The sequence below is a fragment of the Aquimarina litoralis genome (assembly GCF_019295435.1).
Lineage (GTDB): Bacteria > Bacteroidota > Bacteroidia > Flavobacteriales > Flavobacteriaceae > Aquimarina > Aquimarina litoralis_A.
Map to the genome: position 1 here is coordinate 1 of NZ_WEKL01000050.1, position 26,273 is coordinate 26,273.

24 protein-coding genes are annotated in these 26,273 nt (G+C 33.2%); 10 read left to right on the forward strand and 14 right to left on the reverse strand.

Annotated features, from left to right (window positions below):
- Together GBO31_RS19780 and GBO31_RS19785 are read left to right on the forward strand one after the other, a co-directional pair.
- A partial coding sequence (locus GBO31_RS19780; protein ID WP_219010204.1) for a T9SS type A sorting domain-containing protein occupies nucleotides 1-1,370 on the forward strand: 1,370 nt, incomplete at its 5' end.
- A 166-nt stretch (nucleotides 1,371-1,536) separates the two neighbouring features.
- On the forward strand, nucleotides 1,537-1,875 hold the full coding sequence (locus GBO31_RS19785; protein ID WP_219010205.1) for a DUF4870 domain-containing protein: 339 nt from the start codon (nucleotides 1,537-1,539) through the stop codon (nucleotides 1,873-1,875).
- 67 nt (nucleotides 1,876-1,942) lie between these two features.
- Here GBO31_RS19785 and GBO31_RS19790 read toward each other — a convergent pair whose 3' ends face one another.
- Nucleotides 1,943-3,244 carry an ammonium transporter gene (locus tag GBO31_RS19790; protein WP_219010206.1) on the reverse strand — a complete coding sequence of 434 codons (1,302 nt, stop codon included), beginning with the start codon at nucleotides 3,242-3,244 and terminating at the stop codon, nucleotides 1,943-1,945.
- A gap of 37 nt (nucleotides 3,245-3,281) precedes the next feature.
- Nucleotides 3,282-3,620 (reverse strand): P-II family nitrogen regulator, encoded by a 339-nt coding sequence (locus GBO31_RS19795; RefSeq protein WP_219010207.1) that lies wholly within the window; start codon nucleotides 3,618-3,620, stop codon nucleotides 3,282-3,284.
- Between the two features lie 438 nt (nucleotides 3,621-4,058).
- Here GBO31_RS19795 and gltB point away from each other — a divergent pair, with 438 nt between their 5' ends.
- The gene (gene gltB / locus GBO31_RS19800; protein ID WP_219010208.1) at nucleotides 4,059-8,558 is read left to right on the forward strand and encodes a glutamate synthase large subunit; all 4,500 of its coding nucleotides are present in this window, start codon (nucleotides 4,059-4,061) and stop codon (nucleotides 8,556-8,558) included.
- A 12-nt stretch (nucleotides 8,559-8,570) separates the two neighbouring features.
- On the forward strand, nucleotides 8,571-10,034 hold the full coding sequence (locus GBO31_RS19805) for a glutamate synthase subunit beta (RefSeq protein ID WP_219010209.1): 1,464 nt from the start codon (nucleotides 8,571-8,573) through the stop codon (nucleotides 10,032-10,034).
- Between the two features lie 81 nt (nucleotides 10,035-10,115).
- On the opposite strand, the gene GBO31_RS19810 is transcribed toward GBO31_RS19805, so the two are convergent.
- Together GBO31_RS19810 and GBO31_RS19815 are read right to left on the reverse strand one after the other, a co-directional pair.
- Nucleotides 10,116-10,850: a LytR/AlgR family response regulator transcription factor gene (locus GBO31_RS19810; protein WP_219010210.1), complete on the reverse strand. Its 735-nt coding sequence runs from the start codon at nucleotides 10,848-10,850 to the stop codon at nucleotides 10,116-10,118.
- A 10-nt stretch (nucleotides 10,851-10,860) separates the two neighbouring features.
- The gene (locus GBO31_RS19815) at nucleotides 10,861-12,024 is read right to left on the reverse strand and encodes a sensor histidine kinase (protein ID WP_219010211.1); all 1,164 of its coding nucleotides are present in this window, start codon (nucleotides 12,022-12,024) and stop codon (nucleotides 10,861-10,863) included.
- Between the two features lie 247 nt (nucleotides 12,025-12,271).
- On the opposite strand from GBO31_RS19815, the gene GBO31_RS19820 reads away from it, so the two are divergent.
- The 5 genes from GBO31_RS19820 to GBO31_RS19840 are packed head-to-tail and all read left to right on the forward strand — an operon-like array spanning nucleotide 12,272 to nucleotide 16,353.
- A complete protein-coding gene (locus tag GBO31_RS19820; protein WP_219010212.1) occupies nucleotides 12,272-13,213 on the forward strand; it encodes a DUF4440 domain-containing protein in 942 nt (313 codons plus the stop codon).
- Between the two features lie 15 nt (nucleotides 13,214-13,228).
- Nucleotides 13,229-14,290: an alpha/beta hydrolase gene (locus tag GBO31_RS19825; protein ID WP_219010213.1), complete on the forward strand. Its 1,062-nt coding sequence runs from the start codon at nucleotides 13,229-13,231 to the stop codon at nucleotides 14,288-14,290.
- Nucleotides 14,291-14,306: 16 nt separating this feature from the next.
- On the forward strand, nucleotides 14,307-14,777 hold the full coding sequence (locus GBO31_RS19830) for a hypothetical protein (RefSeq protein WP_219010214.1): 471 nt from the start codon (nucleotides 14,307-14,309) through the stop codon (nucleotides 14,775-14,777).
- Nucleotides 14,778-14,833: 56 nt separating this feature from the next.
- Nucleotides 14,834-15,742 carry a hypothetical protein gene (locus GBO31_RS19835; protein WP_219010215.1) on the forward strand — a complete coding sequence of 303 codons (909 nt, stop codon included), beginning with the start codon at nucleotides 14,834-14,836 and terminating at the stop codon, nucleotides 15,740-15,742.
- Nucleotides 15,743-15,786: 44 nt separating this feature from the next.
- Nucleotides 15,787-16,353 (forward strand): hypothetical protein, encoded by a 567-nt coding sequence (locus GBO31_RS19840; RefSeq protein WP_219010216.1) that lies wholly within the window; start codon nucleotides 15,787-15,789, stop codon nucleotides 16,351-16,353.
- A gap of 83 nt (nucleotides 16,354-16,436) precedes the next feature.
- Here GBO31_RS19840 and GBO31_RS19845 read toward each other — a convergent pair whose 3' ends face one another.
- The 8 genes from GBO31_RS19845 to GBO31_RS19880 form a co-directional block, all read right to left on the reverse strand.
- Entirely contained in the window at nucleotides 16,437-19,193 is a 2,757-nt protein-coding gene (locus GBO31_RS19845) for a M56 family metallopeptidase (protein ID WP_219010217.1), read from the reverse strand.
- Nucleotides 19,193-19,552, reverse strand: coding sequence for a BlaI/MecI/CopY family transcriptional regulator (locus GBO31_RS19850; protein WP_219010218.1), 360 nt, complete (start codon nucleotides 19,550-19,552; stop codon nucleotides 19,193-19,195). Before GBO31_RS19850 ends, GBO31_RS19845 begins: the two co-directional genes overlap by 1 nt.
- A 152-nt stretch (nucleotides 19,553-19,704) precedes the next feature.
- Nucleotides 19,705-20,640: a threonine ammonia-lyase gene (locus GBO31_RS19855; protein WP_219010219.1), complete on the reverse strand. Its 936-nt coding sequence runs from the start codon at nucleotides 20,638-20,640 to the stop codon at nucleotides 19,705-19,707.
- 89 nt (nucleotides 20,641-20,729) lie between these two features.
- The gene (locus GBO31_RS19860; protein ID WP_219010220.1) at nucleotides 20,730-21,272 is read right to left on the reverse strand and encodes a DUF4287 domain-containing protein; all 543 of its coding nucleotides are present in this window, start codon (nucleotides 21,270-21,272) and stop codon (nucleotides 20,730-20,732) included.
- Between the two features lie 3 nt (nucleotides 21,273-21,275).
- On the reverse strand, nucleotides 21,276-21,860 hold the full coding sequence (locus tag GBO31_RS19865; protein ID WP_219010221.1) for an SRPBCC domain-containing protein: 585 nt from the start codon (nucleotides 21,858-21,860) through the stop codon (nucleotides 21,276-21,278).
- Between the two features lie 55 nt (nucleotides 21,861-21,915).
- Nucleotides 21,916-22,746 (reverse strand): helix-turn-helix transcriptional regulator, encoded by an 831-nt coding sequence (locus tag GBO31_RS19870; RefSeq protein WP_246615927.1) that lies wholly within the window; start codon nucleotides 22,744-22,746, stop codon nucleotides 21,916-21,918.
- 41 nt (nucleotides 22,747-22,787) lie between these two features.
- Entirely contained in the window at nucleotides 22,788-23,573 is a 786-nt protein-coding gene (locus GBO31_RS19875) for an anti-sigma factor (RefSeq protein ID WP_219010222.1), read from the reverse strand.
- Nucleotides 23,573-24,127 carry an RNA polymerase sigma factor gene (locus GBO31_RS19880; protein WP_219010223.1) on the reverse strand — a complete coding sequence of 185 codons (555 nt, stop codon included), beginning with the start codon at nucleotides 24,125-24,127 and terminating at the stop codon, nucleotides 23,573-23,575. The genes GBO31_RS19875 and GBO31_RS19880 overlap by 1 nt, the downstream gene beginning before the upstream one ends.
- Nucleotides 24,128-24,249: 122 nt before the next feature.
- On the opposite strand from GBO31_RS19880, the gene GBO31_RS19885 reads away from it, so the two are divergent.
- Entirely contained in the window at nucleotides 24,250-24,768 is a 519-nt protein-coding gene (locus GBO31_RS19885) for a fasciclin domain-containing protein (protein ID WP_219010224.1), read from the forward strand.
- A 68-nt stretch (nucleotides 24,769-24,836) separates the two neighbouring features.
- On the opposite strand, the gene GBO31_RS19890 is transcribed toward GBO31_RS19885, so the two are convergent.
- Both GBO31_RS19890 and GBO31_RS19895 read right to left on the reverse strand, forming a co-directional pair.
- Nucleotides 24,837-25,337 (reverse strand): DUF2306 domain-containing protein, encoded by a 501-nt coding sequence (locus tag GBO31_RS19890; protein ID WP_219010225.1) that lies wholly within the window; start codon nucleotides 25,335-25,337, stop codon nucleotides 24,837-24,839.
- A gap of 137 nt (nucleotides 25,338-25,474) precedes the next feature.
- Nucleotides 25,475-26,245, reverse strand: coding sequence for an MBL fold metallo-hydrolase (locus GBO31_RS19895; RefSeq protein WP_219010226.1), 771 nt, complete (start codon nucleotides 26,243-26,245; stop codon nucleotides 25,475-25,477).
- Nucleotides 26,246-26,273 lie beyond the last annotated feature (28 nt).

A 26,273-nucleotide genomic window follows, 5' to 3' on the forward strand; every position in this document is an offset into this window, starting at 1 on the left:
GAGCAAGAGCAACTATTCCTGCATTTTGGGATGCTATGGGATTAGGAACACCACCGCCACCACCAAATGACGACTGTTCTGGTGATCTATCCTCATTTCCTTATTCAGAAAGTTTCGAAGGATCTACAGGAGCGTGGTCTCAATCCTCAAGTGATGACCTTAATTGGACAGTGAATTCTGGTGGTACTCCTTCTAATGGAACTGGACCAAGCGGAGCCGTTGATGGTTCTTCTTATATTTATGTGGAAGCTTCTGGAAATGGAACAGGATATCCATCTAAACAAGCAATTCTTAATTCTCCTTGTATCAATTTTAGTGGAGTTTCGTCTCCAACATTAAGTTTTCAGTACCATATGAATGGTAATGCTGTTGGAAGTCTAAATGTAGAAGCGAGAACTAATAATTCCGGTAATTGGACTAGCGTATTTAGCAGATCTGGTTCTCAAGGAAATAATTGGAATGAAGCAACAGTAGATCTTTCTGCATATGCTGGAAATTCTAGTGTACAATTAAGACTGAATGTAGTTACAGGTACAAGTTGGCAAGGAGATATTAATATCGATGATTTAAGCATTACAAGTGGTTCAACTACACCACCAGTATGTGATTCTTTAGATTTTAATGATTTTACTATCACTGGTTTCTCTAACCAAGATGCCGCTGGAAATTATTCAATTACCAATGGTGGAGCTTCGATATCAATGCAAAATAATACGTGGAAATATATTGCATTGAACTATACTGTGACTCCTAATACTGTTATTGAATTTGATTTTAGCAGTACAAGCCAAGGAGAAATTCATGGTGTTGGTTTTGAAGATGATAATAACTTAACTTCCGGGAGATACTTTAAAGTACATGGAACCCAAAACTATGGAGTTACTAATTTTGATAATTATTCAAGCGGTACAACAACCTATACAATTCCTGTAGGTAACTTCTATACAGGTACAATGGATCGATTAGTTTTTATAAATGATAATGATGCAGGTAGTGGTAATACTTCAGTTTTCTCTAATGTTAAAATTTATGAAGGTTCTTGTGGACAATCTGCTTCTGCTGAAAGTTTAGTTGCAGAATTAGCATCTCCAGAAGCTATTTTGGGGGATGAACCAGAAGGAATTTTTGCTGATGTAAGTATTACACCAAACCCAGCTAGGAATAACTTCTCAATACATATAGATTCTAATATTAAAGGTGCCAAAGCAACTATATTTTCTGTTTTAGGACATAGACAAGCGGTGATTGAGTTGCAACCAGGAACCAATACGATATCCGCCAAGAACTTTTCTATGGCGCAAGGTATCTATTTGATTAGAATCGAGGGTGGTGGAGAATATTCCACACATAAATTAATCATCAATCAATAAAAACAAGTAGAATTAAATTTAGTTATAATTGGAAGCATCCCGATTTCGGGATGCTTTTTTATTTACATTATTATTGTAACATTTAGAAAAGTTTTGCGTCATATAAATAAAGGTTGCTAATAAAATTAGCAATTTCAACTATCATCAATCAAAAACATAAACAATCATGAGACAAGACAAATCGTTATTAGTAATTACCCATTTATCACAGTTATTAGATTTAGTAACTGGATTTGGAGGTTTTATCGTTCCTTTAATATTATGGTTAACACAAAGAGAGCAAGTATTAGCAATGGATAACCACGGTAAATCAATTATGAATTTTCAAATAAGCATGTTTATCTACGCAATTGTATGTATTCCTTTAGTGCTTTTATTTGGATTAGGAATATTAGGTTTAGTTGTAATAGGTATTTTATGTATCGTATTCCCGATAATAAATGCTATAAAGGCTAGTAATGGAGAAGAACCATCATACCCATTATCAATGGAGATTATTAAATAAAATAAAAAAGAGCGTTGTATTCAATTACAACGCTCTTTATATAATATTAAAATATCTTTATAAAATATTAGCTATCTTTTCCATAAACACTAACACCGTGTTCATGAACATCTAGACCATCAATTTCTTCTTTTTCAGAAACACGTAGTCCAATTGTTTTCTTTAATATAAATAGTACAATAAAACTTGTTATTACAGCCCATCCAATATATGCTAGTGTACCGATTGTCTGACTTGCAAGAAGTCCAGCTCCACCACCATAGAATAAACCTCCGTCTGTAGCAAATAGACCGATTAAAACAGTTCCTAAGAAACCACAAGTTCCGTGAACCGAAATAGCACCTACTGGATCGTCTATTTTAAGAACTTTGTCAAGTAATTCAATAGAAAACACCACAGCGATACCACAGATTAATCCAATCGATAATGCTCCAAACTGACTTACAGCACCACAACCAGCTGTGATACCAACTAATCCTGCTAACGCACCGTTTAATGTCATAGAAACATCGGGTTTACCATATTTAATCCAAGTAAGGAATAAAGCAGCAACAGCACCAACTGCAGCAGCGATATTAGTATTAATAAGTACGCTACCAGCTCCAACAGTATTCTCACCACCCCAAGCTAATTGAGATCCTCCATTAAATCCAAACCATCCTAACCAAAGGATAAGAACTCCAAGAGCTCCAAAAAGCATATTGTGTCCTGGAATAACATTTACTTTTCCATTTTCGTATTTTCCAATACGTGGTCCAACTAATTTTGCGGCTACCAACGCAGCACCACCACCTACAGCATGCACAACAGAAGATCCTGCAAAATCAATAAAATTTGGTAATCCCATACTCTTTTCTAAAGTATTTAACCAAGCATCATCGTCGAATGGCCAATACCAGCTACCAGAAATAGGGTATATAATCGCAGTAAGAATAAATGAAAATATTAAATAGGTCGAAAATTTAGTACGTCCAGCAATGGCTCCTGATACGATTGTAGCTGCAGTTGCACAAAATACTGTTTGAAAAAATAGATTGTACCAATCATCGGCATGGAAAAATGCGTAGCCTTGATCTCCAGAACTCCATCTGAAAAAACCACCTGCTATTACTTCGTCTCCATACATAATGGCATAACCAATTGCCCAGAACATTATAGAACCTATTGATAGGTCCATAATATTTTTCATAATGATATTTACGGCATTTTTACTTCTGGTGAAACCTACTTCTACCAATGTAAATCCTGCTTGCATAAAGAAAACTAGGATTGCAGAAAGCGTAATCCATAAAGCACCCATATCCCCGTTGATTCCTTCTACGGCTGCTTTTACTGCTTCTTGTACGTCTGGTTGTTGTATATAACTCATAAAATTTTAGTTTTAGTTGATCTTTGTTGTATTAAGATTATGATAAGGTAATACCACCTTTTTCGGATGTACGAATTCTGTAGGCTTCTTTTATATCGGAAACAAATATTTTTCCATCACCAACTTCCCCAGTTTTAGCCGCCTCCAAAATAGCAGCAATAGCTACTTCTTCGAAGTCATCATTAACAACGATGGATAAATAACGTCTCTGGATATCAGTAGTGCTATAGGAGATACCACGATATACACTCCCTTTTTTCTCATTACCTACACCCGTTACATCCCAATAAGAAAAGAACGTAATGCCTTTTTCGTGAAGTGCTTCTTTAACAACACGATATTTTGATCTTCTGATGATTGCTTCTATTTTCTTCATAAAGACTAAAAAGTTAAAATTAATGTTAAATCTCTGTCAAAAATATGTGAATTACTTTTTAGCCTCAAAATTTCGAAGGGTATTCATTGTATTTTTATCATTTTGAAATATTTAACCCCTAAAAAATTAGGGGTATGTATTTTTTCTAGAAATAAATGAGGATTTCGCAGTCTTAGATTCATATTTTTTTACGAAAACGTTTTCATTGACATTTTTGAAACTAAAATGCCGTAATCCCCTATGTTTTTAGGGGTTTTTTGATTGAAATCACGTTATTGAATTCGTAATTAGAAGTCCTTATTTTGGGATTCTATTAGTCAAATAGTACTTTTTTTATCGAGCTCAAAAAAGTGACGCTCAATAGATGGTTTTTCTTTCTCCTTCCTTAATGTTTTGTTAATTTCATCAACTTGAAACACTATTTAGATCGGAAATAAGATGAAGAAACAAGGAATGTATCTGCCAGAATTCGAACACGACGCGTGTGGTGCTGGGTTTATTTGTAGTTTAGAAGGTAAAAAGTCTAACGACATTATACATAAAGCTCTAGAAATTCTGGAAAAATTAGAACACCGTGGAGCTGTAAGTTCTGATGGTAAAACCGGAGATGGGGCAGGAATACTTATTGATATACCACATGATTTCTTTGTAGAGAATTGTGAATTTGATCTTCCAGAAGCGGGAGAGTATGCAGTGAGTAATGTGTTTTTACCAAAAAAAGAGAACCAGAGACAATATTGTATAGATACCTTCGAAAGAAATATCGAAAATCAAGGTTTGGTTCTTTTAGGATGGAGAGATGTTCCTGTGGATACTGTTCATTTAGGAGAAATAGCTGCGACTACAGAACCTTTTATTAAACAAATATTTATTGGTAAGAATAATAGGGAACAAAGTTATTTCGATTTTAATCTAAAATTATTCACAGCTCGAAAGATAACGGAGCACGAAATATATAGTTCAAAATTATCTGAAAATAAATTTTTCTATTTACCAAGTTTGTCAACGAAGACCTTAATTTTTAAAGGATTGTTGATGCCAGAAGATATAAAACTGTATTACACAGATTTGATGGATCCAAAGGTTGTTACAAGATTAGCCTTGGTACATCAGCGTTTCTCTACCAATACATTTCCTACTTGGGATTTAGCACAGCCTTTCCGTTATATGTGTCATAATGGAGAAATCAATACACTTAGAGGTAATGTGACCAGAATGCGATCTAGAGAAGAATTGTTAGCAAGTGATTGGTTTGGAGATGATATAAAGAAAGTATTACCTGTAGTATTAAAAGGTAAATCAGATTCTGCTTCGATGGATATGGTTGTTGAATTATTGCTAATGACAGGTAGATCTTTGCCAGAAGTTATGATGATGATGGTACCTGAAGCTTGGGAAAAGAATCCTGAAATGTCGGAAGCTAAAAAAGCATTTTATGAATACAATTCATGTGCAATGGAACCTTGGGACGGTCCAGCTTCTATACCATTTACAGATGGGAACTATATTGGAGCGGTACTTGATAGAAATGGATTAAGACCTTCTAGATATACAGTAACCAAGAATGGATATGTAATCATGTCTTCTGAAACAGGAGTTGTTGATATAGCACCAGAAAATATAGAATTTCACGGTCGTTTAGAACCAGGAAAGATGTTTTTGGTAAATATGGATGAAGGACGTATCGTAAATGATGAAGAGATTAAAGAAGAAATTGCGGCAAAACATCCATATAGAGAATGGATCGATAGTAGCTTGGTACATTTAAAAGATATACCTTATAATGATTGCCCTTTATTTTTAGGAGAAGAAACAATTGCTAAACGAAAAGAAGTATTTGGATATACTCAAGAAGATATCGATACCATCATTGTTCCAATGAGTCAATTGGCAAAAGAACCTATTGGTTCTATGGGATCTGATACTCCGATTGCGGTTCTTTCACAAAGATCACAGTTAATATATAATTACTTTAAGCAACTGTTTGCGCAAGTAACGAATCCACCGTTAGATGGAATTCGTGAAGAGTTAATAACCGATATTAGTCTTACGTTAGGTGCTGATCATAATATTTTTGACATTAATGAGAAGCATTGTAATAAACTGAAAATTCAGAACCCAGTTATATCTAAAGAGGATCTTGATAAAATAAAGACATATACAGGTAAAGGTTTCAAAGCTACTTCTGTTTCCATGTTATATAATATCAATCGTGGGCTTAATGGATTAGAAGATGCATTAGATGTAATGCTAGACAAAGTTTCTGAAGCAATTGATGGAGGAAGTAATATTATCATTCTTTCAGATAGAAATGTTAGTAAACATAGAGCTCCGATACCGGCCTTGTTAGCTTGTTCTTTTGTGAATAGCGGTTTACAAAAACTAGGAAAGCGTTCTCAGGTGAGTATCATTATTGAATCAGCAGAACCAAGAGAAGTTCATCATTTTGCTTTATTATTTGGATATGGTGCGAGTGCTATTAATCCATATATGGTAAATGAGATTATTAAGGAACAAATAGAAGATAATAATATTACTGCTTTAGAAGCAGAAGCGGCAATCAACAATTATAACAAAGCTGTTGGGAAAGGAGTACTGAAAGTAATGAATAAAATAGGTATTTCTACCTTAAACTCTTACCGTAGTTCTCAATTATTCGAGTGTATTGGTATTAATACAAAAGTTGTAGATAAATATTTCCCAAATACAGCAACACGTATACAAGGAATTGGGCTTTATGAAATTGAAAAAGAAATAGCAAAGCGTCATAAAAGAGCTTATATCGAAAGAGAAGTAGATGCTTCTTTGGATCTTGAGATAGGAGGACAATACAGATGGAGACGTAATGGAGAAAAGCACCAGTTTAATCCACTTTCTGTAGCGAAACTTCAAAAATCTGTAAGAGATAATGATCCGAAGACTTACAAGGAATATGCTGAGTTAATCAATGAGCAATCTAAAGATCTTATGACAATTCGAGGATTACTTGAATTCTCTAATTATGATCCTATTCCTTTGGATGAGGTAGAACCTTGGACAGAAATCGTAAAACGTTTCAAAACAGGAGCGATGTCATATGGATCAATTAGCCAGGAAGCGCATGAGAATCTTGCCGTTGCAATGAACCGTATTGGGGGTAAAAGTAATTCAGGAGAAGGAGGAGAGAATCCACTGCGTTTTTATAAAGATGTAAATGGTGACTGGAAAAATAGTGCTATCAAGCAAGTAGCTTCAGGTAGATTTGGAGTGTCATCTAATTATCTTACAAATGCTGCTGAGATTCAGATAAAGATGGCTCAAGGAGCAAAACCAGGAGAAGGAGGACAATTACCAGGACCTAAAGTAAATCCTGAAATTGCCAAAACTCGTAATTCTACACCTTATGTTGGGTTGATTTCACCACCACCACATCACGATATCTATTCTATTGAAGATTTATCACAGTTAATCTACGATCTAAAATCTGCAAATAGAGATGCGCGAATCAATGTGAAATTAGTATCAGAAGTAGGAGTGGGAACTGTTGCTGCTGGTGTAGCCAAAGCAAAAGCCGATGTGGTTCTAATATCAGGTTTCGATGGAGGAACAGGAGCTTCACCTTTAACTTCGCTAAAACATGCTGGTTTACCTTGGGAGTTAGGAATTGCAGAAGCACAGCAAACTTTGGTAGGTAATAACTTGCGTAGTCGTATTGTTTTAGAATGTGATGGTCAGTTAAAAACAGGACGTGATGTAGCCGTTGCTTGTTTATTAGGTGCAGAAGAGTTTGGATTTGCTACCGCTCCTTTAGTAGCTTCGGGATGTATTATGATGCGAGTATGTCATTTAAATACTTGTCCTGTTGGAATTGCTACTCAGAATCCTGAATTACGTAAGAAATTCAAAGGAAAACCTGAGCATGTAGTGAATTATATGTATTTCGTAGCCCAAGAGCTAAGAGAGATTATGGCAAAGCTTGGTTTTAGAACTATTGATGAAATGGTTGGACAAGTACATAAGTTAGATCGTAAAAAAGCTATTGAACATTATAAAACGGCTGGAGTAGATCTTTCACCAATTTTACATCAGGTAGAAGCACCAGAAGGAGTAGGAATTTATAATTCTGAGATGCAAGATCATGGTTTAGGAAGATCTATTGATTTTGAAATTATTGAACAGGCGCATCAGGCACTCTTTAGAAAAGAAAAAACAACATTAGATTTTGATATAACAAATACGGATAGAGCGGTAGGAGCAATTCTAAGTAATGAGATTTCTAAGATATACGGAGCTCAAGGTCTTCCAGATAGTACATTGAAACTAAACTTTACGGGAGCAGCAGGACAAAGCTTTGGAGCATTTGCAACCAAAGGTCTTACGATGATTGTCAACGGTAATACCAATGACTATTTAGGTAAAGGATTGTCAGGAGCTAAATTGATTATTAAAGTACCGGATGAAGCTACATTGATACCAGAAAATAACGTGATTACCGGTAATGTTACCTTATATGGAGCAACAGATGGAGAAGTGTATATAAATGGTAAAGCAGGAGAACGATTCTGTGTTCGTAATTCTGGTGCCAAAGCAGTTGTAGAAGGTATTGGAGATCATGGGTGTGAATATATGACCGGAGGAGTTGCTGTAATTCTTGGAGAAGTGGGGCGAAACTTTGGAGCAGGAATGTCTGGAGGAATTGCATATATCTATGATGATAAGAAAACTTTTGAAGCACATTGTAATAAAGAAGCATTGAACTTGGATCCTGTTGAGATTCCAGAGGATGTTCAGGAATTGAAAGATTTAATAGAATCACATTACAATGCAACTTTGAGTCCTTTAGCACAAAGAATTCTTGAAAATTGGGAAAGTGAATTGCCAAAATTCATTAAAATATTCCCAGAAGAATATAAGCAGGCTTTAAAAAGATTAGAAGAAGAAAAATTAGCACAAGCATAAACGATAATAAACATGGGAAAGACAACTGGATTTTTAGAATTTGAAAGAGAGATTGAACAGTATCAGCCTGTTAAAGATCGTATAAAAGGATATAAGGAGTTTACGGTTCCAATGACCGAAAGTAAACTTAAGAATCAAGGAGCGAGATGTATGGATTGCGGAATTCCGTTTTGCCATAGTGGATGTCCATTAGGAAATCTTATTCCAGATTTCAATGATGCGGTGTACCGTGGAAAATGGGAAAAAGCTACTCGCATACTACACTCTACTAATAATTTTCCGGAATTTACAGGAAGATTATGTCCAGCACCTTGTGAAGAAGCTTGTGTATTAGGAATTAATGAAGATCCTGTTACTATAGAAAATATCGAAAAGAACATTGTTGAAGAAGCCTTCAAGAATGGATGGATTAAGGCTAACCCTCCTAAAGAAAGAACGGGCAAAACAGTAGCTGTTATCGGATCAGGACCTGCAGGATTAGCTACAGCACAACAATTAAACAGAGCTGGTCATTTAGTAACGGTTTTTGAAAGAGATGAAAAAGTTGGAGGATTACTTCGATACGGAATTCCAGATTTTAAAATGGAAAAAAACGTTATCGACCGTAGAATTGCTGTTTTAGAAGAAGAAGGAATTGTTTTTAAAACAAACACCTTTATCGGAAAAGATATAAAAGCAGATACCTTAAAAGCAGATTTTGATGCAGTTGTACTATGTACAGGGGCAACGGTTCGCAGAAATCTTCCTGTAAAAGGATCTGATTTGAAAGGAGTTGTTCAAGCGATGGATTTTCTACCACAAAATAATCGTAGAGTAGATGGCATCACGGATTTAGGTGAAGAGATTTTAGCAACAGATAAAGATGTTATCGTTATTGGAGGAGGAGATACAGGATCTGATTGTATTGGTACTTCAGTACGTCATGGAGCTACTTCAGTTACTAATTTTGAAATTATGGGTAAAGGAACTACGGCGAGACCTGCGAATCAGCCTTGGCCGTTTTGGCCAATGAGATTGCGTACGAGTTCATCTCATCAAGAAGGAGTAGAACGTAATTGGAGTATTTCTACTAAGGAATTTTTAGGAGATGAAGATGGAAACCTTAGAGGATTAATAACATCTGAAGTAGAATGGATCAAAGAAAATGGACGGTTTACTCTAAAAGAAGTTCCTAATACTGAAAAGGAATGGAAATGTGAGTTAGCATTACTTGCACTTGGATTTACAGGTTCAGAACCTACTATTGCAGAACAGTTAGGCATTGATATGGATGCTAGAACAAATATCAAAGCTACTGAAGAGAACTATGCTACAAATGTAAAAGGAGTTTTCGCTGCTGGAGATACCAGAAGAGGACAATCCCTAATCGTTTGGGCCATAGCCGAAGGAAGACAAGCTGCCTATCATGTAGATACATATTTAATGGGAAGTTCTAATCTACCACTTAAAGGAGAAGGAGATTTACCAAGAATTTAGTTTTTTTAGAATCTAATATTCAATATTAGTGTTAATTAAAGGCTGCTAGTGAGTGTATGTACTAGCAGCCTTTTTTATAACTTATTTTTTAAGAATCTTATTATGTACAATTTTTTCCATTATTTCAGATTTGTAGTTTCTTCCTAGCGGGATATGATGTGATCCGATGGTAATTCCTTCTGTTTCTATAGATTCTATTTTATGGATACAAACGATGTATGATTTATGAACCTGAAGAAAAACTCCTGAATCAAGCTGCTTAGCAACTTCTTTTAAAGGAATTAAAGAGAGATACTTTTTTCCATCAGATGTATGAAATGCTACATAGTTTTGCATCGATTTGATGAATAAAATATCATCAAAATATATTTTTTTATAACTATTATCGCATTTTATAAAAACGTAATCTGAAGCAGAACTTTCGTTATTTGATGTGCTTTTAGTCTTATTTTCAAGTAATAGATATTGTTCTTTTACTTTACACACAGCTTTAAAAAACCGAGTAAAGGTAATAGGCTTCAGTAAATAATCCATTACATCTAAATCAAAACCTTCTAATGCATAGTTAGGAAAAGCCGTTGTAATGATGACCATAGGCTTTGATTTCATAGATTTTAAGAATTCTATCCCATTCATTCTGGGCATTTGAATATCCAGAAATAATAGATCTGCTTCATGCGCATTTTTAATTTTTGTGATTTCTAAAGGATTGGCACAACATCCATGTAGTTCTAAAAAATCTACTTCTGCAATATAATTCGAAATGCATTCTCTAGCTAAGGGTTCATCGTCAATCACAATACATTTTAAAACCATATTTTTATTTTTAAGATTGTAAGGAAGTTATAGGATTGATAACTGATTCCGAAGACATTATAGAAAGGGGTTGTAACAATAACTGAAGCTCTATGGTAAATATTTTATCAGTTTTATTAATGTCTAGTTGATATTGGTTATTATATACCAAATCTAATCTTCGTCTTACGTTTTTTAAACCGATACCACTATTTTTCATCAAATCTTCGGCATTATAATTATCATAACTATTGATCGAATTTGTTATTCGGAAAAGAATGTTTTCTTCTTGACAATAAAGTTCAATTTCAATCCAGTTTTTTTGATCTTCTCCTTGCGAAACATGTTTAAAAGCATTTTCTACAAATGGCATTAGAATAAATGGAGCAATTGAGATATTACCATATGCTTGGTCTTTAATGGTAGTTGAGACTTTAACTGTTTTATCTAATCTTAATTTTCCAAGATTGATAAAATTCTTTAAGTAATTAATTTCCTTTTCTAAAGGAATTTTAGATTCATTACATTCATAAAGCTGATATCTCATCAAATCAGAAAAATTAGCCAAAGACTCTGAAGCCATGTCCGGGTTTTTATGAATTAGTACAAAAATTGAGTTGATCGTGTTAAATAAAAAGTGCGGATTAAACTGTGATTTTAGAAATTTAAGTTCAGTTTCAATTTTTTCTTTCTCTAGCAATTGCTGCTGTTGTTGAGATTTTATCCAGTTTTTGGTGAGTTTGATACTCATTGCCAGTGTCATACTGGCTAAAGTGGAAGATATAGGGCCTGATCTTAAGAGTTTAGAAAAACTCTGGTTATCAAATAGCTCTGCAACAGTAGAATTCGCTACATACGCAGTAACATAATATCCTGAGGTAAGGATGAGTACAGTTACTAATATCGTTAAAGCGAAAAAAACTAGGTATTTTAGGTATTCTCTTTTTTCGAGAAATTTAGGGATGAGGTAGTATAGATTAAAATATACCGCTGCTGCCTGGAAAACAAAATAGAATAGAAATTTTGTATTGTAAGGAGAAAAGAAAATATTATACGCGGCTTCCTTAGCACTACCAATACCAATAGCCCACCACATATAGTGATACACAAACCAAAAAAGAAGATGATGCGCTTTATAACGATATAAAACGTTCAGTATTTTAGAATTTTTGAAAGTATCTAAAGATATTGACATGCCTATATTTCTTACAACTCATTAAAATAATAAAATAGTTTTTTAAACCTTTATCTCGAATAAGATTTATTGATCAACATACTAAAATTATTGACGAAAAGTGGTTATTGGGTTTTTAAAAAGTAATTCTGCTTATAAAATCCAAAAATTCGTCAAATATCAATTCTTCGATGGGTTTGATCAATTTTAGAGTCTAACGTCCTTGTTTTCAAGATATTTTAGCCGAAACCATAAAAACAAAAGGATTATGAGACTTATAAAAATGATCTTGTTTTATGTGTTTTTGGCTAGTATCAATTTTCAGGATATAACAGCTAAAACACTTTCAATCAAAAACATAAGCATAGAAACGAAGTTAACCCAATTTATAAATGATTACAATAAAGGAATGCAAACGGCAAATGCTGAAATCATAGTACAACATTATGATAAAGAAATGTATTTGATGCCTGCTTTTCAAAAGACTCTTTTAGGTAAGGATAATGCATTGATATACCACAAGGCTTTTTTCGATCGATTTGAGATCATAGCTTATGAACGAAAGAATTTTGAAACCTTAGACTTAGGTCCTCAACTCTGTGTACTTGGTGAATTTAAAATGAAAGTTCGATTAAAAGAAGGAACAAAAGTTGAAGAATTAAATGGAAAGTATATGAATATATGGAAGAAAGAGAAGGGCGATGTTTCTCTGATTTCTGAAATATGGAACTACAACCATCATACAGACCTTACAGATCAGCTTAAGTTTGATACAATTCCAGGAACAGTGCTTGCTTATCAGGGACATCTTCCTATAAATAATAATATACGATTTGAAATTGCATCTATAAATCATTTCACAGAAGAGTTCATTGCTCATAGAGATCATATGCTATGGATGCAGTTGTATGCAGAGGATGCAATTGCATTGTTTAGCTACAAACCTGTATTTAAAGATAGGAATATGTTAGATCAATTTATAAAAGATCATGTTGCAGAACTTCCGATTTTTGAGAAACTCGATATACGAAATAATTATATCAATGATTTGGGAGAATATGTGGTGAATTATGCTAGTCATATAGCGAATTGGCGCAATAATGAATATTCAGGAATCAGTACGGGAAAAGGAATAAAAATATGGCGAAGAGCAGCTAATGGTACTCTCAAAATAGTTAGGCAAATTTCTACCTATGATTATAACTATTAATTTAAAAGTTGACCAATGAAGTATTCCAAAATTGCATTATTCTCTCTTTTCATAGTGTTTTTCTTTAATGTTACTTCTGCGCAATATAGAATGAAAGGAAACGTCGTAGAGGAGACAATTCAATCTACTGTTTTAAGAGCCAATAAAATTGGATTAAACACTAGTAGAGATATCAAAATTTATCTTCCGCCAGGTTATTCATCATCAAGAAAAAAATATCCCGTAGTTTATTATTTACATAGTCTTTTTGAAAATATAGATCGTGTGGTTTCTGATCAAAAGACCCCAGAAATTATAGATAAAAGTATTGAAAAGGGGATAACAAAAGAATTTGTTTTTGTAGTAGCAGACTTCAGTTCCCCTACAGTAGGAAGTTTGTATGAAAATTCTAGTACAAGTGGTTTATGGCTAGATTTTATTAGCAAAGAATTAGTCCCTTTTATTGATGGAAAGTATAGAACTATTTCTGATAAAGATAGTAGAGCTGTATTTGGGCATTTTATGGGTGGGAGAGGAGCTTTGAAAGTTGCTATGGAATATCCTAAAATGTTCGGTATTGTATATGCATTGCATCCGGTTGCAACCGGTTCTGGATATCTTCCTAGAATTTCTTTGGGTGTAGATTGGGAAAAGATCCATCAAGCCAAATCATTTGAAGAAGTAGGTGATGATATACGAACTAAAATTTTTGCTAGTGTTTGTCAAGCATTTCTTCCTAATGCTAACAGAGCTCCCTTATATTGTGATTTTCTATTTGAAAAAGATGAAAATGGAGCACTCCAACTGGATCCCAATAATGTAAGAAAAGAGCAAAAAGAGTTTCATTTAGATGAACGATTAGATCATTACGCAGAGAATTTAAGAAGTCTCAAAGCAATAGCATTTGATTGGGCAAGATTTGATCAAACACAAGATCATGTGATTTCTAATCGAAGATTTAGTAAAAAATTAATGGATTTAGGAGTTGACCATGTAGGAGTAGAGTTTGTGGGTGATCCATGGAATAAATATTGGGGAGATGAAGGTCGTATCGCTACAAGAGTTTTACCTTTTTTAAATAAACATTTATCGTTTTAATACCAAAGTTATAAGTATGATGATATATAATCGAATCCCAATATTCTTAGTTCTTTCATTCCTTTTTTTGCAATGTACTCATATAGAAGAAAATCCTAAATTTTCTTTAGAACAGGATCAGAAATCTGTAAAAGCTATCTTAGAAGTATTAGATGACCATAGTATTTCTACAGAAGATAAAATGATCGTATGGGTGGATGATCTAGTACATATGGCTCCGAATCATCCATTAATTTCTGATAAACCTACACTGATAGCGCATATTGAAAAGGAAAAAGAATACGGGTTAGCGGATATGAAACATGAAATTTTAGAAATGCATTCTTATGATAAAATCGTGGTAATGCATGGAAGCGTAACAGGAATGTTTTACCCGTCGAACATGCAAAAACCTGTCGCTTTTAGTACTAAAAACATGTTCGTCTTCAGAAGAATGGAAGATAACTCTTTAAAAATATGGAAGGTAATCTTTAATATGAATTCATAGGTGAAATTCAGTAGTATGTATTTTCTATAAAATATTATCCACTAAATCAAAAAACAATGAAAAAACACATAGTTTTTACCCTAGTTATAATGTTAGTCGTAGCTTGTAATAATTCCAAAAACAAAAAGCAAGAAGATCCTAAAAATGCGATATCAGTTGAGAATCTTTTGACAGTGTATAATCAAAAGATAATAGATGCAGCAAAAACCAAATCCTTTGAAGTAATAGAAGAATTGTATGATCAAGAATCCTTATTAATGACCGATTATAACCCTTTAATAGAAGGTAATCAAAACATTAAAACATATTACAATACAATATTTAATAGAAATGGTGTAAAGGAATATGATAGAAAAACTGTAGATATTTTAGAATTTCCAAATAGAATTATTGAAATAGGATTATTTACCAAAGTATTTGCAGACGAAACAAAAGTGAAAGGAAAATACTTGAATGTATGGAAGAAAGATAGTAAAAAGAAACTGAAATTAAGAGCAGAATCTTTTGGCTACCTTCAACCTATAGATGACCCAACTGTATTTTTAGTACCCGAAGCGAGCAATAAGATTCCTAACCCAATCCAAGCACCAAGGGAGTTAGCTGCGTACTCCGCTTTGGGTAAAAGTAATGTAAAAGCAAGAATTCCAGAAAGAACTGCCGATTCCTATACCGATGATGCGATGTACTTACCATTTGCTGATACTATTAAAACCGGAAAGTCCGTTTTGATAGAACATTATAAAGGGTATTATAAACATCCAGCAACCATAGATTCCATTGAAATAATGACTTATGCCTATGATAAAGTAGGTGATGGGTATATTAAATATGGTGGTTTTTATGTGGATTGGTCAGTTCCAGGATATTCAGGAAATAGCACTGGAACAGGGATTTCTTACTGGCGTAGGGGAAAAGATAATTCACTTAGAATACACAGACAAATAGGATTACACATACATAAGTAAAAGTGTAAACAATTCTTTTATAGATTTAATATAAACCTTAGTAAATGAAAGTTGTTATAAAATATTTTGTATTGATTTTAATGCTGAATTATGCAGAAGCATATGCACAAAAAGTAGCTATCGAATATGAATCGAATGGAAAAAATATGAATGATATTTCGAAAAATCCATTTGGTAAATTCGTAGGTGAGTGGACTCTTAAGGATGATAAATGGACTCATAACTGGGGAAATGGTACAGAAACTATTAATATTCCAAATCATCATACTATTTCAAGAGGAATTAACACAGATAATAGTTTATTATCAATTATAGATGGACCTGAACCGAATGGACATATTTTTTGGTCTTATAATCCTAGAACAAAGGAGGTTTTTCATTTATCAAGTTTTGGAACTATTAGAGCAGGGAAAGGAAAAGGAACAATTGATGTAAACGGAAATGTAGAGCTAAAATTAACTTTCGAGGGAGAAGCTGTTAATACATATAGGATTTACAATTACAAATGGATGAGTGAAGATGAATATCATATGAAATCGATTCAGTTCAACGAGAATGATGAACCTACAGGACTTTTTTATGAAGGGACTTTTATACGGGTTAAAAAATAAAATGCTGTTAATGAGATCAATTAACAGCATTTTCAATGATTGATGAATGTATAAGTGATTGGTTAGTTTGAAATATTGCTCACTTAAAAATGAATTTTGATTCGGATTGCTTGTTCCAATGAAATATCATTATCCTGATCTTTTAAAGATTTCACAAACTCTGGAGTAACACCATGGATTTTTAGACTTCTTGCCTGATCAGCAGAAATATTAGCGTATCCAAGATCTTCAAAAGGTTTTACAAACTCAGGAGTTACATTATGAATCTTAAAAGATATAATATCATCTAACGGAAGATTACCAAACCTTGTCTTTTTAAATTCTTTAATAAATTCCGGAGTAACATTATGTATTTTAAGGGATCTAAGATCATCTAAGGATAGATTTTTATATCCTATTTTCACATATTCCGCAGCATCATCGGGAGATACATTGTGAATTTTAAGCGATCTAGCATCATCCAGTGAAATGTTTTTATATCCTGCTTTTTTGAAAGTATTAATAAATTCAGGAGTCACATTATGAATTTTCAATCCCACTACTTCGTCTAAAGGAATGTCTTTATATCCTGCGTCGTGATATCTTTTTATAAATGCAGGAGTTACATTATGAATTTTTAATGAGATGATGTCATCTACAGATACATTTTCATAACCAAGAGCTTTGAATTGTTTAATAAAATCATTTGGTGTTGTTTGTTGACTTTCTTGATACCCTTTTCCGGAGCTATTGGTAGAACTAGATTGACTATGTTGTTGTGCAGCTTTGGTTAATTGAGGAGTGATATTATGAATTTTCAACTTAACTGCTTCTCTTAAAGAAATATTCTTCTGTCCCGCTTTTCTATAAGATTCGATTAAGCTTGGTGTAACATTATGAATCTTTAAATTTTTTGCTTCTTTTAAGGTAATATTTGGATATCCCATTTTTTGAAAGCTTTTTATAAATGTAGGAGTCACATTATGTATTTTAAGATTCTGAGCTTCCTTTAGAGTAATATTGCTGAAACCAGCATTTTTATATGCCTGTACAAACTCTGGTGTAACATTATGAATCTTAAGATTTTGCGCCTGCTTTGCAGAGATGTCCGTATATCCTTCTTTTTTGAAATTCGCAATAAAATCGGGAGACACATTGTGAATCTTTAATTTCATATAATCGCTTAAACTCATTTTCTTGTATCCTTTATCTGTATAAGATTTTATAAACTCAGGAGATAAGTTGTGAATTTTAGCTTTTCTAATTTCTTTTAAAGATGTTTGTTGACCATTCACCTTATTGATAAATTTAATATAAGCAGCATCAACATCAAAGAGATTTAATTTACTCACTTCATTCATGGTATAGTTGCTATAACCTAGAACGGCTAATTCTTTTCGGTACAGTTTTAGTTTGTCAAGAGAAAGCCCTTTATGGATGATATCTTCAAAATCATCCTGATTTAATGAAAGGTTTTCTTGCTTCAAATATGATAAATATGAATTGTCAAAATCAGTTAAGAAACAATGTACTAGATCTTCATTGTCAACACTGAATCCATAGTTAGACAATGCTTTACTGAAATTAGTATTTGGTGTAAAGGTATATCTACCATCACCAAGTCCATTTTCAAACTCACCAGTGAATAGCATGGTTCCAGCATCTCTAGTGATTTCAAATTTTTGTTTGCTTCCCGATGGGAAACCTGCAAAGAAAGATGGATCATAGCACCTAGTTATGGACCAGTAACTTCTCTTTAGAGGCTCGGCATTTCGATACATTACACATAATTTTCCACCTCCAAGTTCAGCATCCCAAGCACCTTTAGTGTAGTCGTTCTTGAATGCAGATTCTTTAAAATGTTCTTCAGAAGGAGTTTCTAATTCATCAGAATAGAATGCATCATTGTCTGTTGTTGTCGGATTCATGTGAACCGGATTAAAAGATAATACGGTTAGTGCCAGTAATGGAATAATGATTAGGTATTTCCATCCTGATTTTGCTGTTGATTTTTTAGAATTCATCATAATTATTCGTTTTTTGAGAAATGATTGATTGTAACTTGTTGCCAAACCTGTTGGCATATCTGGGGTTGAAACTTTTAGTAAATTCATTTGGTATATCTCTCTGTCCTCACCTTTCTTAAGCATTCCATCATCTGTAAGGTATTCTAGATTGTTATCAATAGCCTTTCTATATAACCATGCGAATGGATTAAACCATTGTATGGTAACTAACAATTCTACTAATAGCATATCCAAACTGTGAGCTCCGGAAATATGCATTTGTTCATGCTTTAATATTTGCAAATAGGTATCCGGATTATATTGATTAGGATTTATAAATATGCGATTCCAAAAAGAGTAGGGAGCATGATTCGTGTCAGTTTCAACAATTTTATATGTGTCCACTTCCATACTTGGATATTTGATCATTCTGAAAATGAGTACTGCAAGTTGAATCAGGAAATTAATCCCAAATGCCATTATACCTAATACGTAGATATATAACAGAATTGATTTCCAATCCAAAGAGATAATAGAAGGAGCTATAGTTTCTGTAATACTTTCTGAAGTGGATGTAATAGGAGTGGAGTCTACTAATGTGATCTCATCTTCAATGATTGGAGTATTCTTTTCCGTGACAACTGTATTTTCAATTTCGGTTGCCGAAGTTTGAAATATGGTAGTTTTAAACGAAATGTTTTCGGGTACAGAAATAAATGGTAAAGAAAAGGAAATGATTACTAAGCCTACCAAAACCCATCTATTAAGATTGTAAAATGTTTCTTTCGAAAGAAATAACTGATAAATGATATAGGATAAACCTATAAGCGCTGAACTATAGATGATATAAGCCATTACTTGTTGTTTTTGATGAGTTTGATGATTTCTTCTAATTCTTCAGTATTGATTTTTTCTTCTTTAGCGAAAAATTTAACCAACGCAAGAGGTGAATTGTCGAAGTAGTTGTTCACTACTTCACCTAAAACATCTTTTTGGTAATCTGTTTTAGAAATCAAAGGATAATACTGAAAACTGTTACCAAAAGCTTTATGACTGATAAACCCTTTTTCTTCCAGAATCTTCACTATAGTAGCTGTTGTATTATAATGAGGTTTGGGATCTGGTAACTCTTCAATAATCTCTTTGATAAAAGCTTTCTTGAGTTTCCATAAACTCTGCATGATCTGTTCTTCTCTTTTGGCTAACTTTTGCATGATTTCTGAATTTGATATTACAAACATACTCCTAATAAATTAGTTGAGCAACTAATTTATTAGGAGTATAACTAATTTATTAGGAGATTAAGCTTGTAAGGACTGTTTTTATTGACGTTTTGAGATAATGTTAAAAAAAAATAAAAGTGTTTTTAGAAAGGGAGATTACTTAAGTCTACATTACCTCCAGATAGAATCATTCCTATTTTTTGACCTTGAAAACGTTCTTTTTCTCTAAGCAAAGCTGCAAGAGGAACCGCACAAGAAGGTTCAATAATAATCTTCATCCGTTCCCAAATCAAACGCATAGCAACGACGATTTCCTCTTCATCCACTCTAATAATTTCTGAAACATATTTTTGAATAATAGGGAAGGTTAGATCACCTAATGGCATTTTAAGTCCATCTGCGGCGGTATTTGTGGTTTCGTTAATTTCCAAAGTTCCACTTTGTAACGCACGATAAGCATCATCAACTTCAAAAGGTTCTCCACCAATTACAGTACAATTAGTACCAAAATAGTGTGCTGCTAGAGAAGTTCCAGCAATTAGTCCACCACCACCAACAGGAGCAAAGAGGTAGTCGAGATCTGGATGATCTTCTAATAATTCTAAAGCGGCAGTTCCTTGTCCCAATATTACATTATGATCATTATAAGGATGTAAAAAGGTAGCTCCTTTTTCCGCTTGTATCTTATTTGCAGTCTCTTCTCGATCTTTATGAGTAGGAGGGCACTCTATAATATGACCACCATAGTCTCTAACAGCATCTTTTTTAACTTGTGGAGCGTTTGATGGCATTACGATATATGCTTTTATTCCCAAACTTTGTGCAGCAAGTGATAATGCTTGCGCATAATTACCAGAAGAGTGCGTAACTACTCCTTTGGCTTTTTGCTCATTAGACAGTTGTAAAATGGCATGTGTGGCACCACGCATTTTGAAAGCCCCCATTCGTTGAAAGTTTTCACACTTAAAATAAAGCTCTGTTCCCGAAATTTCATTGAGTAGTCTTGAAGTTAAAACAGGAGTTCTATGGATGTAAGAAGAAATTTTTGCGGCAGTATCGCTAAGACTTTTTGCGTTCATAAAATTAGAATATAAAACCTTCAACGAAGATACTAATTTTGCTACCTCTTAAGTATGAATACCTTTTAAAAACTATATATGTTTTTAATCTAAACCGACATTTCATAGGCCTCTTTGAGCCAGTTTATTAATTCGTCGTCCACCTGTTCTATTGTTTGTAATTGAACGCGATGGGTACACATTGTTCCGAATGGTCCAGAATCTAGTAATCGATCTGTTGTAGACTTTCCTTTAAGTTTTAAACCTAGATCAATACGCGTTTTAGTAGCTGGTTTGATTAATGCAAACTGTCTTTTTCTAATAATACTAACGCTGGTCTTTTTAGGGGTTTTGGTTACATCTGTACCAAAAGAGTCAACTACAGTTATTAGTTTTTCATAGATGGGAATCAAACTTTCTTTACCGTTGTATTGATTTGCTACTAAATCCTCAGTTGTTTCATCGGATTCTTTTGATAAGGTAACGATGGTATTTGCAAAACCATGAGTCACTCCATGTTCTTGTTTTAAAAACTTTACAGCTTCTCCGTGTTTAATAAATGATTTTTCTTTTAAAATAGATTTCCATTCCTCTAATGATTTACCTGTTTTTTCAGGCATATTATTAATCATGGTTTGTAATGCTTGACTCATAATTTAATAGTTAACTGATGGTTTCCCTGTTTCTAAATAAGTGATAAGATTTAAATAAGATTGTTCATTTCCTTGAATAAAGAACTTCATTAAGGACATATATTTTGGAGTATGTTTATAGCCGATTCCATATGAAATTACTTTTGTAGTCGTTGCTGTTATTTCTTCAAAAAGAATAGTATTGTATAGATCTTTTTCGTCCTCTTTCATAAACTGAGGAAAGTTTTTAGTAATCTCTGCTTGTAAGGTCAGCATACGCTTTGGAACATAATTTATGATATGCAATGTAATTGTGTTTTCATCTCCGATTATACCTTTCTTATTATAATTAGTTTTAATGGTTCCATTTACTTTAAAATCTATTTCTGCTATCGCTGTGGCCCAGCTTTCAAAACCTTTTTTAGTTGTATAGGCATTCCAGACTGAATCTAATGGGACCTTAACAATAAATTCCTGTTTCAAAACAAGTTCTGGAGAATACGTGGAATCAATAGATGAAAGTACTCGTTGCTTTTGTAGATTTTCATTTTGAGAAAAAACAAATAACCCATGAAGTAAGAAGAAAAGAATGAGCGTATTTTTTGGCATATCATAAAGTTTGATACGAAGTACTTAAAAGATATTGTATTAGTATAGTAAAAAATTAACCTTCTCTATCTAAAGGAAAGAAATTAGGTTCATCTTTATTGAATTCTTGTTTAATAAATTCTTTAGGATTGAAACCTGAAAAATGTTTAAACTCTTTGATAAAGTGGGATTGATCAGAATATCCGCATTGATATGCTATTTGTGACCAAAGAATACTTTCTTGTTGTTTAATTTGAAACAAAATATCATTGAATCGTACAATTCTTTGATAGTATTTTGGTGTTAAACCAATATATTTTTTGAATTGATCAATCAAGTGTTTTTGAGTGTGCGGATAATGATCTATAATCTTGCTTAAATGTGATGCAGGTTCCTGTTGTAATTTTTTAATAACCGTTAGTAATTCCTCAGAAGGAACTTTTGTAGCGTCATATCTTTTTGATAACCAGTTTTCGGCAACTTTGAATTTATCTTGCGATGTTGGTTGCTTTAGAATATTGTCTCTCAGTAGTAGGAGTTCGTCTTCAAAAATTTCTTCAGAAGAACATATTTTTTCATTTAAGTTTTCTGTGGGGAAATGAAAAAATGGATACGTGCCAAACGGTTTGAATTGAATAACAAACATTTCTGATTTTTGATGAGCAGAAATTGAAATGTAATTTTTATGCATTCCAGATATCCAAACCTTCGTATAGGTATTGTTTGGTTTTAAGGTAGTATTGTCAAAAGTATTTCTCGGAATATTATCTAATTCAAATATGACGAAAACATGTCCTGTAGGCACTACACGCTCTATAGAATGATCTGGTGTAAAATCTTTAAAATGGAATATGGATTCAATGTATTTGCTTTGTATCGTATTTAGTTGATGCGTTTCAAATATCATTGAATAGTAGTTTTAAGATAGTATTATTGAATTCAAATATGCTATAAATATACATTAGAAATTAACTGTTCTACTGTTGGGTGATCATTTCCTCCAGCAGGTTCTATCGTAATATTTAAGGATTCAGCATTCTCAATATATTTCATGATCATCATTTCCTGATCTTGCGCAATAACTCCCATATCAATCATTTCTCCGTCAACATCTGCCCACATTTGATATGTTTTGGTATTGTCTAACTTAGAAAGTCCTTGAGGATTCAGAATCACTTCTTTATTTTGGTGATTCACATAGGCTATAGCAGTAGAGGTAGGAGATTTATCATTTCCGTTCAGTACGAGTTGAATCACTTTTGGATTATTGATAGCCTGATACCATTTATCAGTTTCTTTTAGATCACCTTCTATAGTTACCAATCTATCTTGCAAATTAGTAGTTTCCTTTTGTAAAGTAACAATGGTTGCTTTTGTATTTTTCCATTCATTATAAAACCATCCCGAAGAAGCTAAAAAGAGTGCTGCAAGACTGGCGGCAATAGCAAAACGATATGAGATTTTTTTCTTTTTTTGGATTGGGATCACACCTTCTTCAGAAACCGTTTCACTATTTTTTATCGAATTGAGTAGATCAGATTTAATATGAGTGGGAGGAGCGATGGCATTTTCGAAAGCCATTTGTTCCATATCATCCTCCATTTTGTTAAAGTATGTCTGTAATTCTTGATCTTCATTAAGAATTTGTTCTACTGCGATAGCGTCCTTTTCCGAAAGCTCTCCCAATAGGTATTGTTCTAGTACTCCTGTATCTTTTATTGTATTCCTGTCCATCATCTCATCATTTCAATAATAATCCATACGATCACAAGTTCTTCTTTGTAAGATTCTCTTAGCTTTTTCAAAGCTTGTTTGATATAAGATTTAAATGTTCCTAAGGGGACATCCATCTCTTCATGAGCTTCTCTATGAGTAAGCCCGTTAAAATATACAAGTTCTAAAGCTTTTTGGTGATGAGGTTCTAACTTTTTCAGGGAACCTTCTAGTTGTGTGATATCTTTTTCTGCTTCAGAAGTACTTCTCTCTTTATATACACTTAAATCCTCGGTTTGGATGAGGGTATCTTTTTTTCTTAAAGAATTTAACGTAATATTTCTAGCAATTCGATAAGACCAAGTAAAAAACTTTCCTTTATCAGGGTCATAAGTGTGTGATTTTTGCCAAATTTTCATAAAAGTTTCTTGTAATAAATCTTGTGCTAAACTTTCGTCTTTGCACATTCGTAAAATAACACCATAAATCGCCCCAGAATAGAGATCATAGACCCTAGACAAAGCTTGGGTATCTTGATTCTGTAACTTTTTTATGAGTACTAAATCGTCTTTCATTTATTTATTGGCTTCATCAAATTTAAAAAAAATCTCATCCAAACTCATCCAAACGAAACAAACTTGTGTATATGATAATGAAAAACGCGTTTAAAAATGTTTAATTATTAAAAAATAAAATCATGAAAAAACTAATTTTTATTGTATCAACACTGTTCTTATTCGTAGTATCTCAATCTGTATTCGCACAATCTAAAAAGGATATTGTAGATGTAGCGGCTTCTGTAAAAGATTTTTCAACTCTGGTAACAGCAGTAAAAGCAGCGGATTTGGTAGGCGCTTTAAAAGGTGATGGACCATTTACAGTATTTGCTCCAACGAATGATGCTTTTGCTAAAATTGACGCTAATACACTTAACTCTTTACTAAAACCTGCTAATAAAGCAAAATTAACCTCTATTCTTACGTATCATGTGATACCTGGTAAGATTGATGCTTCAGCGGTAGTAAAAGCGTTAAAAAGTGGAGGAGGTAAAGCCGAGTTAAAGACACTTAGCGGAGCTAAATTAAAAGTTATGAAAAAGGATGGAAAAATTTGGCTGAAAGATCAAAATGGAAATTACAGCCAAATAGTAAAAACTGATGTTATGGCTTCCAATGGAGTGATTCATGTGATTGGAGATGTTGTAATGCCAAAATAGTAGTCTGTACATTAGTAGTAAGCGCTATATGATCTATAGCGCTTACTTTTTATGTTAATAATTCTTAGCTATTGAAAATCATCGATTAGATTTTCCCACCGTTTCTTATATTTTCTAAAAAATAAAGATCCCATACCTCCAACTAGTCCGGTTGCGACACCAACAAGTGCATAAAAAACAGGTATTATATTTTGATCAACTTTAAGAATAAAAGGAATGCGTGTTAATACTTCTGCAAAAAAGGCACAATATAGTCCGATAACACTCCAATACATAAAACTAAGATGTAAGTGTAAATAACTTTTTGGACGTTTAAGAATCATTGGAAGCATTCCTAGTAGTAACGTAATGCTACTAATAACGGAGAACCAATGCAAAACTCCAAAAGTCCCGTGCAAACGATAAATCATAAAAGAAGTAATAAGAAGTATGATCATGGATAATGTATACACATATCCTACTTGTTTATGAGTTTTGGTGCCTTTGGACTTTGCTATTACAATGGTTCCTGATATTAGTGAAATAATAGATGAAGCAAAATGTATAATTCCAACTGTGCTTAAAAACATAACTACTTAATTTGTAATTAATTTACTAGCTAGCATTTTGAGAAAGTAATTTTTGTGCCCGAATCGTTATAAAAGTATGACGAATCGTATTTTCGAAATAGTGAATTGTATTTTTATCTTATTTATTGGTTAGTTCTCTATTCAAACACCATTACTTGTCCATCTTGTGGTATAAATGTCCTGTCTATTAATCCTTTTTTAGTTAATTCAGATGACAATTCTTCTCTAGTAATTGGACAATGGTTTACGGCTTCTAAGTGATTAGCAATTACCTTATCTGGTGAGTTCTTTACAAACTTGACGATATCCTCCATTGTCATTAATAGTGGTTTAAAGATGTCTAGTTGTGCTCTTCCGCTTGCTACTACGCTAATATCGGGTTTGTATTGTTTAAGTACTTTGTCAACGTCTTCTGTGTAAATAGTATCCGAACTTAAATACATCGTTTTTTCATTAGGAAGTTGTATGTAGAATCCCATAACATTTCCCATAGGTTTTGCCACGAAACCGTATCCATGTTTTGCAGGAATTCCTTCTATAGTTCCTCCTAAAAAATCTGAGGCTTTCCAATAGTCTACAACTTGTGAAACATGTAAACCTCGTTTACGAAGTGTTTTTTCATCTTTAACACTACATATTATCGGGATGTTTTTTGATTTTAAAAATTGTTCTGCCGCTTTATCTAAGTGATCTGGATGTAAATGTGTTAGTAAACAGTGTGTAGTTTTATTGATGATATCCATTGCATTATCAGGTAGATTAAGAATTGGGTTTCGTTTGGGTTTGTACCTGAAGAATGTAAAGGACGGTCCAGCAGCTCCTTTTTTGCTGAGCATTGGGTCTATTAAAATAACTTTATCGTTAGTTTCAATGACCATAGTAGCATTTCTAATATGATGTATCTTCATAATTTTGTCTTTTCAAGAGATAAAATTA

Coding starts and splice junctions, on each gene's coding strand:
- GBO31_RS19785 (WP_219010205.1), top strand. CDS start 1,537: ATGAGACAAGACAAATCGTTATTAGTAATTACCCATTTATCACAGTTA.
- GBO31_RS19790 (WP_219010206.1), bottom strand. CDS start 3,244: ATGAGTTATATACAACAACCAGACGTACAAGAAGCAGTAAAAGCAGCC.
- GBO31_RS19795 (WP_219010207.1), bottom strand. CDS start 3,620: ATGAAGAAAATAGAAGCAATCATCAGAAGATCAAAATATCGTGTTGTT.
- gltB (WP_219010208.1), top strand. CDS start 4,059: ATGAAGAAACAAGGAATGTATCTGCCAGAATTCGAACACGACGCGTGT.
- GBO31_RS19805 (WP_219010209.1), top strand. CDS start 8,571: ATGGGAAAGACAACTGGATTTTTAGAATTTGAAAGAGAGATTGAACAG.
- GBO31_RS19810 (WP_219010210.1), bottom strand. CDS start 10,850: ATGGTTTTAAAATGTATTGTGATTGACGATGAACCCTTAGCTAGAGAA.
- GBO31_RS19815 (WP_219010211.1), bottom strand. CDS start 12,024: ATGTCAATATCTTTAGATACTTTCAAAAATTCTAAAATACTGAACGTT.
- GBO31_RS19820 (WP_219010212.1), top strand. CDS start 12,272: ATGAGACTTATAAAAATGATCTTGTTTTATGTGTTTTTGGCTAGTATC.
- GBO31_RS19825 (WP_219010213.1), top strand. CDS start 13,229: ATGAAGTATTCCAAAATTGCATTATTCTCTCTTTTCATAGTGTTTTTC.
- GBO31_RS19830 (WP_219010214.1), top strand. CDS start 14,307: ATGATGATATATAATCGAATCCCAATATTCTTAGTTCTTTCATTCCTT.
- GBO31_RS19835 (WP_219010215.1), top strand. CDS start 14,834: ATGAAAAAACACATAGTTTTTACCCTAGTTATAATGTTAGTCGTAGCT.
- GBO31_RS19840 (WP_219010216.1), top strand. CDS start 15,787: ATGAAAGTTGTTATAAAATATTTTGTATTGATTTTAATGCTGAATTAT.
- GBO31_RS19845 (WP_219010217.1), bottom strand. CDS start 19,193: ATGGCTTATATCATCTATAGTTCAGCGCTTATAGGTTTATCCTATATC.
- GBO31_RS19850 (WP_219010218.1), bottom strand. CDS start 19,552: ATGCAAAAGTTAGCCAAAAGAGAAGAACAGATCATGCAGAGTTTATGG.
- GBO31_RS19855 (WP_219010219.1), bottom strand. CDS start 20,640: ATGAACGCAAAAAGTCTTAGCGATACTGCCGCAAAAATTTCTTCTTAC.
- GBO31_RS19860 (WP_219010220.1), bottom strand. CDS start 21,272: ATGAGTCAAGCATTACAAACCATGATTAATAATATGCCTGAAAAAACA.
- GBO31_RS19865 (WP_219010221.1), bottom strand. CDS start 21,860: ATGCCAAAAAATACGCTCATTCTTTTCTTCTTACTTCATGGGTTATTT.
- GBO31_RS19870 (WP_246615927.1), bottom strand. CDS start 22,746: ATGATATTTGAAACGCATCAACTAAATACGATACAAAGCAAATACATT.
- GBO31_RS19875 (WP_219010222.1), bottom strand. CDS start 23,573: ATGGACAGGAATACAATAAAAGATACAGGAGTACTAGAACAATACCTA.
- GBO31_RS19880 (WP_219010223.1), bottom strand. CDS start 24,127: ATGAAAGACGATTTAGTACTCATAAAAAAGTTACAGAATCAAGATACC.
- GBO31_RS19885 (WP_219010224.1), top strand. CDS start 24,250: ATGAAAAAACTAATTTTTATTGTATCAACACTGTTCTTATTCGTAGTA.
- GBO31_RS19890 (WP_219010225.1), bottom strand. CDS start 25,337: ATGTTTTTAAGCACAGTTGGAATTATACATTTTGCTTCATCTATTATT.
- GBO31_RS19895 (WP_219010226.1), bottom strand. CDS start 26,245: ATGAAGATACATCATATTAGAAATGCTACTATGGTCATTGAAACTAAC.